Annotated in this window: 9 protein-coding genes; 6 read left to right on the top strand and 3 right to left on the bottom strand. The window is 31.9% G+C overall.

What is annotated here, in order from left to right:
- Positions 1-20 precede the first annotated feature (20 nt).
- The 3 genes from Q0733_RS07050 to Q0733_RS07040 are packed head-to-tail and all read right to left on the bottom strand — an operon-like array spanning position 21 to position 5811.
- A complete protein-coding gene (locus Q0733_RS07050; protein WP_298780639.1) occupies positions 21-956 on the bottom strand; it encodes a hypothetical protein in 936 nt (311 codons plus the stop codon).
- Positions 957-973: 17 nt separating this feature from the next.
- Positions 974-2596: a SusD/RagB family nutrient-binding outer membrane lipoprotein gene (locus Q0733_RS07045; protein ID WP_298780636.1), complete on the bottom strand. Its 1623-nt coding sequence runs from the start codon at positions 2594-2596 to the stop codon at positions 974-976.
- 17 nt (positions 2597-2613) lie between these two features.
- Positions 2614-5811, bottom strand: a complete 3198-nt coding sequence (locus tag Q0733_RS07040; protein WP_298780634.1) for a SusC/RagA family TonB-linked outer membrane protein — start codon at positions 5809-5811, stop codon at positions 2614-2616.
- Positions 5812-6162: 351 nt separating this feature from the next.
- Here Q0733_RS07040 and Q0733_RS07035 point away from each other — a divergent pair, with 351 nt between their 5' ends.
- The 6 genes from Q0733_RS07035 (at position 6163) to Q0733_RS07010 (ending at position 16044) form a co-directional block, all read left to right on the top strand.
- Positions 6163-6321, top strand: coding sequence for a hypothetical protein (locus Q0733_RS07035; protein ID WP_298780632.1), 159 nt, complete (start codon positions 6163-6165; stop codon positions 6319-6321).
- A gap of 158 nt (positions 6322-6479) precedes the next feature.
- A complete protein-coding gene (locus tag Q0733_RS07030; protein ID WP_298780630.1) occupies positions 6480-9629 on the top strand; it encodes a SusC/RagA family TonB-linked outer membrane protein in 3150 nt (1049 codons plus the stop codon).
- Between the two features lie 11 nt (positions 9630-9640).
- A complete protein-coding gene (locus Q0733_RS07025) occupies positions 9641-11059 on the top strand; it encodes a SusD/RagB family nutrient-binding outer membrane lipoprotein (RefSeq protein ID WP_298780628.1) in 1419 nt (472 codons plus the stop codon).
- A gap of 29 nt (positions 11060-11088) precedes the next feature.
- The gene (locus tag Q0733_RS07020) at positions 11089-11886 is read left to right on the top strand and encodes a hypothetical protein (protein ID WP_298780626.1); all 798 of its coding nucleotides are present in this window, start codon (positions 11089-11091) and stop codon (positions 11884-11886) included.
- A gap of 15 nt (positions 11887-11901) precedes the next feature.
- A complete protein-coding gene (locus Q0733_RS07015) occupies positions 11902-12768 on the top strand; it encodes a hypothetical protein (protein ID WP_298780624.1) in 867 nt (288 codons plus the stop codon).
- Positions 12769-12858: 90 nt separating this feature from the next.
- Positions 12859-16044: a PA domain-containing protein gene (locus tag Q0733_RS07010; RefSeq protein WP_298780621.1), complete on the top strand. Its 3186-nt coding sequence runs from the start codon at positions 12859-12861 to the stop codon at positions 16042-16044.
- The last annotated feature ends 81 nt before the right edge of the window (positions 16045-16125 follow it).

The raw sequence follows: 16125 nt of genomic DNA, 5'->3' as shown, positions 1-16125 counted from the left end.
TTTTCTATAAAATAATTTGATTATCTAGTATAAACAGTAGTTCCTTCATCACCCCAAGGATTTGTCCATGAAATAGATATAGTATTACTGTCTATTATTGTTCCGTTTAGATCAACAACTTGCCCCCAATGATCTGTTGAAGTACCTGTAAGTGTAGTACCACAAATTTCACTAAAAGTACCTTCAATTTCCCATGATGCTCCATAAGCAGCTCCATAATGAAAAATATAAGCCCCTCCATATGCATCAATAATAGTATAATCTAAACCACTTGTACCAGCTGCTGAAATAGTAACTGTTGTAGCTAAATCTGTTGCAGGTGTCTGACCATCTGTATTTGTCGCATTAGTTACTCCTGACCAAGTACCTGATAAATCATAAAGAGGTGTTAAACACTTTACAGTTGCAGCATATCTAAAAGGAGTGTTATGTGAAGTAACAGCTACATCTTCTCCAACGTTTGTAGAAGTATATTCTGAACCATCTGTTAATTTAACAACCAATCTCATAATAAATAAATCACCACCATCTAAAATAGAGGTATCAACTCCTGTAGCAGCTATAGCTTCAGAACCTGTGAAAGAAAAAGTATATGTTGGCAATTGATCAGCAACTAATAAAACAGAATCTTCCATTGTAAATTCAGAAGCACTAACATTTTTAAGAAAAGCCTCATCTATTGAAACTACAACATTATCTACTGGTGTTGTATCTATAAATTGTACATAAACATCTACAGATTCAAGCGAATTATTATCAATAAAGTCAGCAAATTGAACTGTTACAGAAGCCGTAGAAGCTCCAGGGTCACCTTTATCAATATCTAAATTGATCTCTTCAACTGTTGTTAAAACAGCTCCATTAGTTATACTATCTGCATTTAATTTATCCGCATCATCACAAGAGTAAATTAAAACTAAACTAGCAAATAATAATATTTTTAAAATTTTATTCATCTTTTTATTATTTTAAATTAATTATCCCAAAAAACTGTTTGATAAACATCTGTTTTCTGTGTAGCATTAGAATTTTGGTTCACGTAATCAGATGGGTAAAAGAAAGAATTTACAAACTGAGTAGTAACACTTTTTCTTAGAGGTTGTAAATTATCTGGCATACCTGTTCGTCTAAAAGTATTGTAAGCTTCTATTCCATTACCATATAATGCAATAAAATATTCTTTTACAATAATATTTAATTTTTCATCATTTGTTGCAGCTGCATCATACAAAGCTAGAACTTCATCAATATAAGACGTAATATATGCAGCATCTGGCACATATGAAGAATTTGCTATAGAAGAACCAAAATTAATTACTTTATCTATTGATTTAGTAATTCCATTTTCCAAATAAGTCCTAGCATCACCTGTAGTTCCAATAGTTAAAGCTGCCTCAGCTAACATAAAGTCAACATAAGAAGACATCATTATTGGAGAAATTCCTTGACCAACTAAACCTACATTTCTATCTGCAATTGAAACAAATGTATCTTCATCAAATGGCCCCCCTACAGGATAAACACCCCAGGTTGCTCTTAAAGATGTATCAGGAGGTATACCTCCATCATCACCATGATCTCTTCCCCAATAACCATCTGTAAGAGTACAATAAGGAATAGCAAAACCGTAATGATCTGGTGGTAAAGTACCATAACATGCTTGTTCTACCGTAGTCTCAGAACTTGTTGATCTTTGTCTATAAAAATAGTAACGTGTTCTTGGATCTACGACTGTTTTACCAGTACTGTATTGATGAACTAATTCATTCATATAATGGTTAGACATATAATCTGTAACACCACTACCTTCTACAAAATTTCTTGCAAAAATTGGATGTCTACTATCAGGATCTGTATCTGTTGAAGAATATTGAAAAAAGAAATCATCATCAGATGATTGAATGTAATTTCCTGAAGCAACAATAGCATTAATTTCAGAAGCTACATCGTCTACTAAACGAGTTTGTAAATAAAACTTTAGTTTTAACGTATTTGCTAATTTTGTCCATTTAGCTTCATCTCCATCATAGTATAAATCAGTTGAAGGAAGTACAGATTCTGTTTTTCCCAAATTAACTATAGCTTCATCTAAAAGAGCAATTAGTTTAGGGTATATTTCTGAACCTAAATCCGCTACTGGATTTAATGACACACCGTCATTACTCTCTGTATAAGGAATATCTCCTATATAATCTACTAATGTTCCTACCATATATGCTTCAGCAATTTGAGCTATAGCTGCATGGGTATACAACTCTTGCTCAATTGCTAATGGAACCAAAGCTCTTGCATCTGGCAATACACCTGAATAAACATTACTCCATGCATTATTCAACTGACTAGCAGCATAACCATTTTCATATGTAGGTCCAAAAAAATGTAGTATCCTAGTTAATTCCATACCTTCTTCAGTTATATTTTCGAAAAAATCTGACATGGTAATTTGAATTGATGATAGGTAAAAATCTACATCAGCAGAACTTTCTGTCAATGCATTGGGGCTATCTAGAAGTTCTAGTTTAGTGGTCTCACAAGAAGAGGCCATAAATATAGAAATTAAAGATATTGAAAAGTATTTTAAAAATTTTGTCTTCATAATATAAAAAGTTTTTTTTAGAATGATAGTTTTAAACTCAAACCATATCTTTTAGCACTTGGCCCAGTTAACCAATCTACTCCTACAGAATTTCCAACACCAGAACTTAAAGAATTTGTGTCGAAATTAATTGCATCTGGAAAATTAAATGCCTTGTACCATAAGTTAGAACCTGAAGCTGTAAAAGAAATTCCTGAAAACGGAGTGTTTTCAAGATTTTCTTTAGGTAAAGAATAGCTAAGACTTACATCGCTTAGTCTTAAAGTGGTTCCATCATAAACTCTAAACTCATTCGGACCATATAGCCAGTTATCAAAAGCTACATTAGTTGCATTAATTTGAGTTGTGTTTACAGCACCAGTAGTTGTTACACCAGGTAAAACATAAGTTCCATATCTATCTAAAGGGAATTCAACTAAACCTCTATTTAATAAAGTTGCTGCAGTTAAAGAATAAATATCTCCTCCATGTCTATAATTAAAAGAAAATGAGAATTTAAAGTTTTTATAACTAATTGTATTGTTTATTGTACTTGTAAAATCTGGATTAGGATTACCAATAACTAGATCATTTTCAACAGTCTCTAAATAGTTACCATCATCACCAACAATATAATTCCCAGAATCATCTCTCTGTATTTGAGTACCAACTAGCACACCATATGCTTCTCCTTCTATTGCAGCATTTAAACCACTATTTAAGAATATGATATCAACATCTTCAGGAAGTTCAACAACAGTTGTTTTATCTTTATAAAAAGTTAAAGAAGTATTCCAATTAAAATCTTTTGTTTTAATTACATCAGCATTTAAATCTACCTCAATACCAGTCGCTTCAATAGTACCTCCATTAATAACAGTTGATGTATAACCTGTAGAAGGGTCTAAATCTTTATTTGTAATTAAGTCTTCTGTTGTTCTTTTAAAAACACTAACATTTAAACCTACTCTATTAAATAATCTTGTATCTAAACCAAATTCTATTTCAGACACAAGTTCTGGCTTTAAATTTGCATTTCCTAAAAAGTTAGATGTAGTATTAGTTGAAACGACATTACCATCATTATCAACATATGATCTTGCACTTAAGCTTAGAGTATTTCTTGTATTATATGGATTTGGAAAACCTGCAGAAGTACCAAAACCTATCCTAGCTTTAAGATAGTTTAAAACATCACCTTTAAGACCTTCTATAGCCTCCGTAGGAACAAATGACAAACTTGCTGAAGGATAAAGTATCGAATTATTTTCTGCTTCTAATGTTGAAGTCCAATCCATTCTAGCCGCAGCATTTAAAAAAAGATAACCTTTATACCCAAGAGTAGCATCAATATAAGTACCTAAAGTATTTTCTTCAGAACTAAATTGCATATTAGCACCACTAAATGAATTAACAGAAGATGTATTAACAAAATTATAATGTCTTAATGTTCCAAACGCTATTTGATCAGTACTCTCAAGACCATCACGATCAAACTCTGCTCTTGTAGAGTTAGCACCAACAATTGCATTAAAATTAAGATCTTCAGAAAAATCTTTATTATAAGTTAAACTTAAAGTATGATCTTTTAAAGTGTTAGTAATATAAGTTGTTCTGTAAACCCCTAATGCATTACCATCAATACCACCAGCATTTTGTCCATAAAAACTACTTTCTGTATATGTATCAATACCGTATTTATATGCTAACTTCATTGACTCACTAAGATCATAAGAAACATTAAAACTACCGTATACACGATTGATTAATTGACCTGTTTTAGAATTTTCTACAGTCCATCTAGGATTTTGTATAGAATTACTCTCTCTATAATACAAACTACCACCATCAGCTCTCTGGTAAGGAATATTCATCAAATCTACATTCCTTGGCGTATACATTAAATCTCCAAAAACCGAAGCTCCTCCACCAAAAACACCACTACCATTAGAAGCCGCTACTGGAGGACTAATATAGTCTGTTTTAGCAAAATTCAGAGTCCCTCCAAACTTAAATTTCCCTTTCTTAGTAGAACCACCTACACCTATATTATCTCTTGATAAACTATTACCTGGAGTAAAACCATCCTCATCATGTTTACTATAATTAACGCTGTATCGACTTGTACCATTTCCTCCACTAACCTGAATTGAGTTAGTCTTAACAATACCAGTTCTAAAAAAAGCGGCAACATTATCATAAGCTTTATAAGCATATGGTGAAGCTGCTAAATCTTCATAACCAGCAATAAAATCACTTTGGCTATTTGTTGCAAAAGGGTGATTAACATACACCTGACCATCCTCTACACTGTTAAAATAACTACCATAAACATTTGGGTTAGTATCTGAAAAAGCAGGCCCCCAATTACTAAAGTACCACCCAAACTCTTGATTGAACCCACCTCCAAATTCATTTTGGTAATCTGGCAAATGTGGGTCAGAAAAGAAAACTGACGAACTAACACTCACACTCGTTTTATCAATACTCCTAGTATCTCCATTTTTAGTGGTTATTACTACAACCCCATTTCTACCTCTTTCACCATATAATGTAGTAGCACTTAAACCTTTCAAAACATTTAGGGTAGCAATATTATTAGGATCTAAATCTAACATTCTACTTGACTCAGTAGAGTTGTCAAAATAAGAAGTTTGAGCATTGGTATTTGTATTAAAAGGCACCCCATCCACAATATACAAAGGCTGATTAGAACCTGTAATTGAAGAATACCCTCTAATAATTACATTTGTAGCTGAACCACTTATACCATTACTACTTGTAACCTGTACACCCGCAGCTTTACCTCTCAAAACCCTAGCTAAATCAGCTTCTGATTTTTGCTCTAATTCTGCACCTTTAATCTTCGTAACAGAATACCCTAAAGACTTACCTTCTCTTTTGATACCAAGAGCCGTTACAACAATCTCATCTAAAACATTATTATCCTCGACCATTAAAACATTAATAGTATTTGATGTTCCAATACTTTTTTCAATAACCTTAAACCCCAGGTACCTAAAAATCAAAACATCTCCTGCTTTAACCTTAACAGAATACTTACCATCAAAATCAGTTTCGGTCCCATTAGCACCACCTTTAACAGCAACACTTACACCAGGTAACGCACCTGATGAATCAGATACTGTTCCAGAAACTGTTTTTTCCTGCGCAAACGTTATTTGCACAACAAACGCTAATAATAGCGTTAAAATTCCTTTAAACTTTGTTTTCATTGTTTATAATAATTTGAATTAATACCCCAAATATTAGAAAATAATGTTAATTAAACAATAAAAAATGTTAAAAGTTGTTAAATTTAACACATAGCAAATTAGAAATATGATTTTAAATGAAAAAACAGGATTTTAATAAAATATTTAAGCTAAAAATAAAAACTATAATTTTAAAATACCTTTTTTTTCAACAACTAAACACTGTAAAAAATTAACATCCTATACTCAACTTAAAAAAACACTTGGCAATAACAGGCAAATCACCTTTTTTTTTCGTAACCAAAACTCTTTTTGCTTCTAAATAATACCGATAAAATAAAAACAACATCTATCAAAAAAATATTATCAGGAATGTTTAAGAAAACCAAATTAACTGATGAAAAACAAACATTTATGAAAGTTAGAAAACTACAAACTTGTCAAATGAAGATAAAATTTGCAGTCATTTTTTTTCCAATAGATTATATCAACAAATCAAAACCAACAACAACCAAAGACTACGATCAATAAATTAACCGTACAAAATCTTTTTAAATAATTTTTATTATTTAAAAACTATTTTTTTTAAGGTTTTTTAAAAAATATAAATTGTAAGTTTATGTTAAAATAATTGCCCTTTTAAGATTAATTTAAGACTTTTGGAGTTAATTAATTCAAATGATTATACAATGAAAACAAAGTTTAATGGAATTTTAACGCTTTTATTAGCGTTTGTCGTGCAGATTTCGTTTGCACAAAACAAAACTATTTCCGGTACTGTATCTGATAGTTCAGGTTCACTCCCAGGAGTAAGTGTAGTAAAAAAAGGAACCAACATTGGTACTGAAACAGATTTTGACGGTAAATATTCTATCAAAGCAAACAATGGAGATATCCTTGTGTTTAGATATTTGGGATATGAAACTGCTGAAAGAACAGTTGGCAACGCTAATACTATCAATGTAAAACTAGTAGAAGGTGGTGAAGTTCTTGATGAGATAATTGTAACTGCATTAGGTATAAAAAGAGAAGAAAAAGCCTTAGGTTACGCAACACAACAAGTTAGTTCTGAAAAATTAACTACAGTTAGAGACGCAAACATCGTCAACTCTTTAAGTGGTAAAGTTGCAGGTGTTAGTATTACAAATTCTTCAGGAGCAGTAGGTGCAGAAAGTAGAATTGTAATTAGAGGTATTTCTTCTATTAGCGGTAATGCTCAACCTTTAATTGTTGTTGATGGAGTTGTAATGGACAATTCTTCCTATGGTAGTTCTGGAGCTTATGGTGGTAACAGTACTCCAAATGGTTTGGCTGATTTAAACCAAGATGATATTGAAAGTATTAATGTTTTAAAAGGTGGTTCGGCAACATCTCTTTATGGTATGCGAGGATCTAATGGTGTCCTTGTTGTTACAACTAAATCTGGTAAAAAATCAGATAAATTAGGTATTGAAATTTCTTCAAGTGTTAGTTTTGAAAATGTTTATATTCTTCCAGATTATCAAAACTCTTATGGTCAAGGACCTAGCTCAACTTATTTTGAATTTGTTGACGGGGTAACAGGTGATGGTGGTGTTGATGAAAGTTGGGGGCCAGCTTTAGATGCTGGACTTGAATTTATACAATGGAATTCTGTTGACGGTGAAGCCTTACCATGGGTTTCACAACCTGACAATGTTAAAGACTTTTATCAGACTGGAATCACAACAAATAATAATATTTCTTTTTCTAAAGGAGGAGAAGGTTACAGTAGTAGATTATCTATAGGAGTTACAGACCAAACTGGTGTTCTGTACAATACTGATTTAACAAAGTATAATATAGGGGGTCGTGTTAATTTTGACCTATCAGATAAATGGACTGCAGGTTTTAGTGTAAACTATTCAAAGTCTGAAAGTGATAACTTACCTTCTGTTGGTTATGGAGATTCTAATAATCAAATAGGTCAATTAGTTTGGGCTGGTCGTAATGTAGATTTTAATGCCTTAAAAGATTATAATAACTTACCTACTGGCTTTGCAGCAGGTGCAGACGTAGCTACACCAATTAACTGGAACTTAGCATATAACAACAATCCATATTGGGCTTTAGATAATAATACTAACTCTTTTGATAGAAATAGGTTATTAGGTAATGTTAATTTAGGTTATAAATTAACTGATAAATTAAGCATTAATGCTCAAACAGGTATTGATTATTTTTCTTCTTTAGACACACAAAAACGTGCTTTTGGAACCTACCAAAGTGTTCGTGGATCTTATTCAGAAACTCAACGTACTAGATATGAAATTAACAGTCAAGCAATATTAAGCTACAATACTGATTTATCTGATGATTTTAAATTGAATGCTAATATTGGTGGTAATATGATGGTTAATAATTACCATAGATTATATATGAGTGCTCCAGAATTACAACTACCTGGTCTATACAATATTTCTAATACTAGAGATGGTGTAACTCCTGTTTTATCGCAAAGACAGATTGATCAAAAAATAAATAGTGTATTTGGTTTTGTGGGTATCTCTTATAAAGATTATGCTTTCTTAGATATTACAGGTAGAAATGATTGGGCATCTGTATTACCTATTAATAATAATAGTTTTTTCTACCCTAGTGTTACTGGTAGTATAATTGTTAGTGAGATGTTTGATATTAAAAGTGATGCAATTTCTTATTTAAAAGTAAGAGGTGGTTGGTCTAATGTTGGTAGTGCCGGTCCTTTAGCACCTTATAGTATAGAACCTAGTTTTTCTTACTCTTCTAATCCATGGGGAACAACTCCTGTTGCTTTTTACCCTGGAGCTCTTTGGAACCCTGATATTAAAAACGAAAGTACAGAAGAAATTGAAGTTGGTTTAGAAGCACGTTTGTTTAAAAGCAGGTTACGTTTAGATGTAACATACTACAACAAAGAAACGACAGATGTAATTATGGCAAAAGATATTGACCCTGCTTCTGGTAATACCTCTTATTGGGATAACGTAGCTGATATTACAAATAAAGGTCTTGAGTTAACATTAGGCGCAGATATCATAAAAAATGAAGATGGATTTAATTTGGGTATAGATATAAATTTTGCAAAGAATGTAAATGAAGCTAATAATATAGATGATGATGCAACAACTAACAATGGACAAGTTGTTTTAGGTGGATTATGGAATGTAGATATTGTTGCTAAAGAAGGAGAAGCTGTAGGTGCAATTTATGGACCTGGCTTTTTAAGAGATGATTCAGGAGAAATTATTTACGCTAATGGATTACCACAAAGAGATCCAACATTTAAAGTTTTAGGAAATATCAATGCTGATTGGACAGGAGGTTTAAATGTAAACATGTCTTACAAAAACTTTAGTTTAACAACTCTATTTGATGTTAAAAGTGGTGGAGATATTTACTCTCAAACTAATTCATGGGGTAAATATGCAGGTGTTTTAGAAGAAACATTACAAGGTCGAGAAACTGGAATAGTTGGAGATGGTGTGATGTCTGATGGAAATGGAGGATATGTAACAAACAATGTTGTAGCATCAGCAAGTAGCTTTTATAGTACTACTTACTCTCAGAACATAGCAGAATCATCTGTATATGATGCTTCTTTTGTAAAATGGAGAGAGTTAGGTTTAACTTATACATTACCAAAAAGATTATTACAAAATACTGGTGTAGACCAAATTTCTTTTGGTACAACTGTTAGAAACTTAGCTTTATTATACAGTAAAGTACCACATATTGATCCAGAATCTGCATTTAGTGGTGCAACTGGTAATCAAGGTATAGAGTATGCTCAAATACCGTCTACTAGAAGTGTTAGTTTTAACTTAAATGTTAAATTTTAAAAAATATTAAAATGAGAAAAATTAAATATTTATTAGTGTTTTTAGTTGTTAGTCAAATAATAACGCTTACAAGTTGTGATAGCGACTTTGAAGAAGTTAATACAAATTCGAATGATCCAGTATCGGTTCCTAGTGAATTATTATTGGCTGGGACATTAAGATCTACAGCAGATAGAATTAACGATTATTTTTTAGCAGGTGAAGCTGGGTCTTGTTGGGTACAACATCTAGCAAAACCAATTTATAATGATAATGAATTGTATATACCTAGGCAAGGAAGTATAGAGTTCTTATGGTCTGTACTATATGCTTCAGTTATTAAAGATGCAGATGTAATGCAAAAATTAGCTTTAGAAGAAGGTAATAGTAACATGCAAGGTGTTGCTTTAGTTATCAAAGCGAATGCATATCAAATTTTAACTGATGCATTTGGTAATATTCCAATGACAGAAGCTTTAGGAGCTGATACTACTGGTAATATTACTCCTGCTTATGATGACAGTCAGACAGAAATATATCCTGCAATTATAGCTATGCTAGAAGAAGCTGATGCGTTACTTAATGGTAATGGTACAATTGATTCAAGTCAAGATTTACTTTATTATGGAGATTATACTGGATGGAAAAAATTTGCTAATTCTCTAAAATTTAGAGTATTAATGAGAAGTGGAAACACAAGTGGTTTACAATCTTTAGTTAATGCGGGTAATTTATTTTCAAGTAATAATGATGAAGCTAAATTAGTTTACCTTTCTGCAGCTCCAAACGCAAACCCTTGGTATGAAGGTCTAGTTGATGGCGGAAGAGATACTGAATGGTGTCTTGGTGAAGAGTTAGTTAATTATATGAATGCTTATGGAGATCCAAGATTAGCCGTTTATGCTCAAGAAGTTGGCGGTAATGGATCTGGTGGTGGATATGTTGGTAAACCTGCAGGTATAGAAGATATTGGAAACTCAATTTACGGTGATTCTAACAATGTTTCTTTAATAGGTGAAAAGTATCTTGAAGCTGAACAACCTGCTTATTTTATGAGCTATGCTCAATTAAATTTATTAATGGCTGAGGCTGCCGAAAAAGGGTACATCTCTGGTGATGCTGCAACTTATTTTGCTGCTGGTATTACTGCATCTTGTGAGGCTAACGGAGTATCTGCTCCTTCAATAAACTACCTTAGTGGTACAGCAGGGTTACAACAAATTGCTGAACAATCTTGGGTTGCTCTATATATGCAAGGATTTGAAGCATGGGCTGAATGGAGAAGAACTGGTTACCCAGAATTACCATTAGCTATAGATGCTGCAGTTTCTTCAATACCTACAAGATTTAACTATCCTGCTACACAACAGTCTTTAAATAATGCTAATTACACTGAAGCAGTTTCTGTACAAGGTGCAGATTTATTAACAACTCCATTATGGTGGCAGTAAAATTATTTAACAAAATAAAATTTTAACAAATGAAACATATAAAAAATATATTTATTGCAATAGCTAGCATAATAGCGTTTACGGCTTGTGAAAGTAATATTGATACAGTTGCTGAAATAGCAGATGAACCAGGGATGATTATTAGTGTTAGTGCTTCATCTGATAGTTCTATATTAGGTAGCCCTGAAGTTGGCGTAGATTTAGATGATGCTACAGTTACAATTACAAATGCATATTTAGATTATACAATTGCATTAGCATCTGGTACGTTAGATAATATTTCTAAAATAGAAATTGTAAAATCATTTAATGGTGGCGAAGATATTGTTTTATCTGAAACTACAACTTTACCATATAATTTAGTTATTGATAATTTAGATGATTTAATATCTGGAATTGATGTAACTGTTGATGATTTAAGAATTGGAGATGTTTTGGCTATTAAAGCAAGAGTTACCCAAAATGATGGAGATGTATATTATTACAATTCTGCATTAGAATATCAATTAGTGATTAACTGTTCTTCTGATTTAGCAGGTACATATACAGTTTACTATAGTTCTGGAAGTTATACTTACACAATTACTGAACTTTCTCCAGGTAAGTATCAAAGTGATCAGATGCTTGGATGGCCTACATCAGGATATTGGGTTAATTTTACTGATACTTGTGGTATTCTTTCAATGAGTATTAACGAATGGGCATTTGCAGGAGGTTATCCTATAACAGCAGAAGGTTATGTTGATGCAGATGGTAGCTTAGTATGGCCTAGTGTTTCTGTTGAAGGAATATTTGATGGTTACTCTTATACAATGTTTAAAAATTAAATAATATAAACAATTATGAAAAAAATATTAAAAAACGTTGGAGTATTTGCTCTTACTTGTATATTTCTTACTTCTTGTAATGAAAATGATGACAATACTGGTGCATCACTAATAAATTATAGCACAGCAACTGTAACTTTAACATCTAGCTCTCCTACTACTTTTAGTGAGAATTCTATTGATGCTGATGATGCTACAACTTATGCAGTAACTATAACGGCAACATTAACTGAAGTACAGCCAATAGATGCTGTTATAGATTTAGTTCAAACAGGAGGTACTGCAAATTCAAGTGATTTTGAAGCTGGTACTATTACAATTAAAGCGGGGAATTTAACAGCCTCAGCATCTGTTAATATATTACAAACTGGTGATATTGAAGGTACTGAAACATTAGAAATTGGTGCTGTATCTAGAGCAAATTTTGATGTAAGCTCTTTTACTCATTCTGTTTCTATTGAAGATGATTATATTAATAATCAATTAGCACTAAGTTTATCTTGGGATTCAACTGCAACTTCTGATGATATTACTATTGGTTCTTTTTGCGAAATTGATTTTGATTTAATATTATATGATTCTGCATTTAATTATTTAGGTTATGTTTTAGGAAGTACTGATTGCCCAGAAGAAAATGTACTTTATGGTTTAGCAGATGGCACTTACTATCTTGTTGCAGATTTATATTCTAACCCTTATTCTAGTTTAGGTTTAACAGACACAATTCCATTAACTTTAAGTTGGAGTCAAGAATATTTTGAGAATACTACTGGGTCAATATCTAGTAATGAATACAATTTAGGAATGGGTTCTGGTTTAGGAGGCTTAATCGTTGTATTAGAAGTAGCTAATGGCTATGAATATACACTTTCTGAGTACTAATATTTAAAGTTACAAATAAATTTTAATTTAAGCACCTGTGTGATTCATTTCTTCATAGGTGCTTTTATATTTAAAAAACAAATTATAAATATGAAAAAAATTATATTATTTTCAACAATAGTTCTTGCAAGTCTACTAACTTTAGTTTTTAGTTTTGGAAATCAAAAAGAATTAAGTTCTATAAATAATTCAAAAATAAAATCAGTTCATAAAAAAAACATAGAGCAAAACCCTTTTAAGGAAACTTTAAAATTATCAAAACTAGAAAGAAAAGCACAAGGTTTAACACCTAATAAATATAACGAAGAACAGTGGATTCTTACTATGAATCCAGAACTAGGTAGACCAACACCAATAAAAGTAGCAGAAATACAAAAAGAACTATTACAAAAAAGTAACAATTATTCACGTACCCCTGGAGATGATATAGATAATATGTGGATAAATAGAGGCCCTAATAATGTTGGAGGCAGAACTAGAGCGCTTATGTTTGATCCAAACGATGCTACTGATGAAACCGTTTTTGCAGGAGGTGTAAGTGGTGGTTTATGGAAAAATTCAAATATTTCTAATGAAAATTCGGTATGGGAAAGAGTTGGAATACCTGAGAACTTAGCAGTTTCTAGTATTACTTTTGACCCAAATGATACAAATGTATTTTATGTTGGTACAGGAGAATCATATGTTGGACATACAGATGGGTCAGTTAATGGTGACGGTATATGGAAATCTATTGATGGGGGTTCAACTTGGACAAACATTTTTGGAGGAAACACAGGTGTTAGCTATTTTGTATCATCATCAAATATTACGGTAAACTCTCCTTCAGAAATTGCCGGTGATTATCAGTCATTTCCTACAACTAACTTTGGCCCAGAAATAACTTCTGTAATATCGGCAGAGTTCATAATGGCAAATGATAGTGCTGATACTGCAACTGAAGCTTGCAACTCATTTGGGGACGATGCAACAGGTAAAATAGCTGTAATAAGAAGAGGTAACTGTGACTTTGTTGTAAAAGTTAAAAATGCTCAAGATAATGGTGCTATAGCGGTTATAATGTTAAATAACGTATCTGGAGAGCCAATACCTATGGGGGGAGAAGATTCAACAATTACAATTCCTGCTGTTATGATATCTAAAGAAACTGGAGATTTAATTGAAGCTGCATTAGAAACTGGTACTGTAAGTGGTTCTTTAAACCCTGCTGAAGGTAATTTTACCGCAATGGTTGTACCTGGAATACAGCATATAAATGATATTAAAATAAAAAATAATGAAGGTGTATCTGAAATTTATGTAGCTGCTGCTGATGCATTATATGGATCTTCTAATTCAGCTACAACTATCGGTGGTTTATCATACGGTTTATATAAATCAATTGATGGTGGAGATAATTGGACGGAATTATCACTTCCATTAACTGAAGATGGAAACAAACACTGCCCTAATGATATTGAAATTGATTCTAGTGGCAAAATATGGGTCTCAACAACTCAGAGCAAAATATACGGAGATGGAGGTGGTGAAATTTTTTCTTCTTCTGATGGTGTAAATTTTTCTAATATTTATACTGTTACAAATGGTTCTAGAACACAAATAGCTGTTTCTTCTACCTCAGCAGGTAAAATTTATGTTTTAGCTGAACTAACAACAGGAGGAGTTACAATAATAAGTACCACTTCTGGATTTGTACCAGCTTTTGGAGTAAGAACAAAAACACTTCCTGACGATGCTGATACAGATATTACAGCAAATGATTTTACAAGAGGACAAGCTTTTTATGATTTATTATTAGAGGTTGCTCCAAATAATGATGATATAGTATATACTGGAGGAATTGACTTATTTAAATCTACCAATGGAGCATCTTCTTGGAATCAGATTTCTCACTGGTATGGTGGTTTTGGTTATCAATATGTTCATTCAGACCAGCACATTGCTGCTTTTGGACATAATGATTCTAATAAAGTTATATTTGGTAATGATGGTGGTGTTGCTTATAGCTCTAATGGTGGTACTACTATTGTAGAAAGAACAAATGGTTTAATCACATCTCAGTTTTATACTTTGGGTGTGGGACCAACGACGGCTTTTGATGGAGATTATTTTGCAGGCGGATTACAAGATAATGGTACGGTATTAATTGAAAACGGTAACTCAAATGGGCCTGATAGTTCTACTGAAATTTATGGAGGTGATGGTGCATATACATTTATGGATCAAGATGGTACAGATAGATATATAATTAGTAATTATGTATATAATGGTGGAATTAATTTATATAACTTTGATGGTGATAATGTTTCAATAAATAGTGAAAATGAGAGTAATGGTGCATTTATCAATCCTCAAGCATTAGATTCTAATTTAGATATTTTATACTCTAATTATTCTGCATCAGGTAATTATATAGTAAAAAGGTATTCTGGTATTAAATCTACAACTACATTAACTAAAACAGATTTAACTGATGAACTATTAACAACAACACCAACAGCCTTTACTGTATCACCACATACTACTACATCATCAACCTTACTTATTGGTACCATTTTAGGTGATGTTCTCTTGGTGGAAAATGCTGACAGTGAAAACCCTACATGGACAGGTTTAGATGAAAACCGATTGATAGGTAGTATTTCTGATTTAGAGTTTGGTCAAACTGAGAATGATATTTTTGTAACCTTACATAATTATGGTGTAAATAATATTTATTATTCAAGTGATAAAGGAGTAACATGGCAAGCAAAAGACGGAAACCTTCCAGACTTGCCTGTAAAAGCAATATTACAAAACCCTCTTAATTTAGAAGAAGTTATTATTGGTACAGAACTTGGAGTTTGGTATACTTCAAACTTTTCTGATACAAACCCTACTTGGCTACCATCTTATAATGGTATGAGTAATGTTAAAGTATTAGATTTAGATTTAAGAGATGATAATATGGTATTTGCAGCTACCCATGGTAGAGGTGTATTTTCTGGTCAATTTACTGCTGAATCTCTAAGTTTAGATGAAAATATTTTATCTTCATCTGAGATAAAAATATATCCTACAGTTTCTAATGGAATTATAAATATCAAGTCTCTAAATGATTTAGGGGAAACTAAATTTATTATTTATAATTTATCAGGTCAAAAAATGTATTCAGATATATTAGAGTTGTCTAACAATGAAAGCTCAATAAATTTATCAAACTTTTCAAGTGGGGTCTATTTAATTAAGTTTTCTGTTGAAGGTAATGAAGTTACACATAAATTTATTATTAACTAATATTTTTAATATAACTTTTAAAATAAACCATCAAAACTTAGAAGTTTTGATGGTTTATTTTTTAAGCTGAAATGCCTAACA

The organism is uncultured Polaribacter sp. (assembly GCF_947500975.1).
In the GTDB taxonomy this organism is placed as follows: domain Bacteria; phylum Bacteroidota; class Bacteroidia; order Flavobacteriales; family Flavobacteriaceae; genus Polaribacter.
Note: the sequence above shows the minus strand (reverse complement) of the source record. Positions and strands in the feature narration are given on the sequence as shown.

Coding starts and splice junctions, on each gene's coding strand:
- Q0733_RS07050 (WP_298780639.1), bottom strand. CDS start 956: ATGAATAAAATTTTAAAAATATTATTATTTGCTAGTTTAGTTTTAATT.
- Q0733_RS07045 (WP_298780636.1), bottom strand. CDS start 2,596: ATGAAGACAAAATTTTTAAAATACTTTTCAATATCTTTAATTTCTATA.
- Q0733_RS07040 (WP_298780634.1), bottom strand. CDS start 5,811: ATGAAAACAAAGTTTAAAGGAATTTTAACGCTATTATTAGCGTTTGTT.
- Q0733_RS07035 (WP_298780632.1), top strand. CDS start 6,163: ATGTTTAAGAAAACCAAATTAACTGATGAAAAACAAACATTTATGAAA.
- Q0733_RS07030 (WP_298780630.1), top strand. CDS start 6,480: ATGAAAACAAAGTTTAATGGAATTTTAACGCTTTTATTAGCGTTTGTC.
- Q0733_RS07025 (WP_298780628.1), top strand. CDS start 9,641: ATGAGAAAAATTAAATATTTATTAGTGTTTTTAGTTGTTAGTCAAATA.
- Q0733_RS07020 (WP_298780626.1), top strand. CDS start 11,089: ATGAAACATATAAAAAATATATTTATTGCAATAGCTAGCATAATAGCG.
- Q0733_RS07015 (WP_298780624.1), top strand. CDS start 11,902: ATGAAAAAAATATTAAAAAACGTTGGAGTATTTGCTCTTACTTGTATA.
- Q0733_RS07010 (WP_298780621.1), top strand. CDS start 12,859: ATGAAAAAAATTATATTATTTTCAACAATAGTTCTTGCAAGTCTACTA.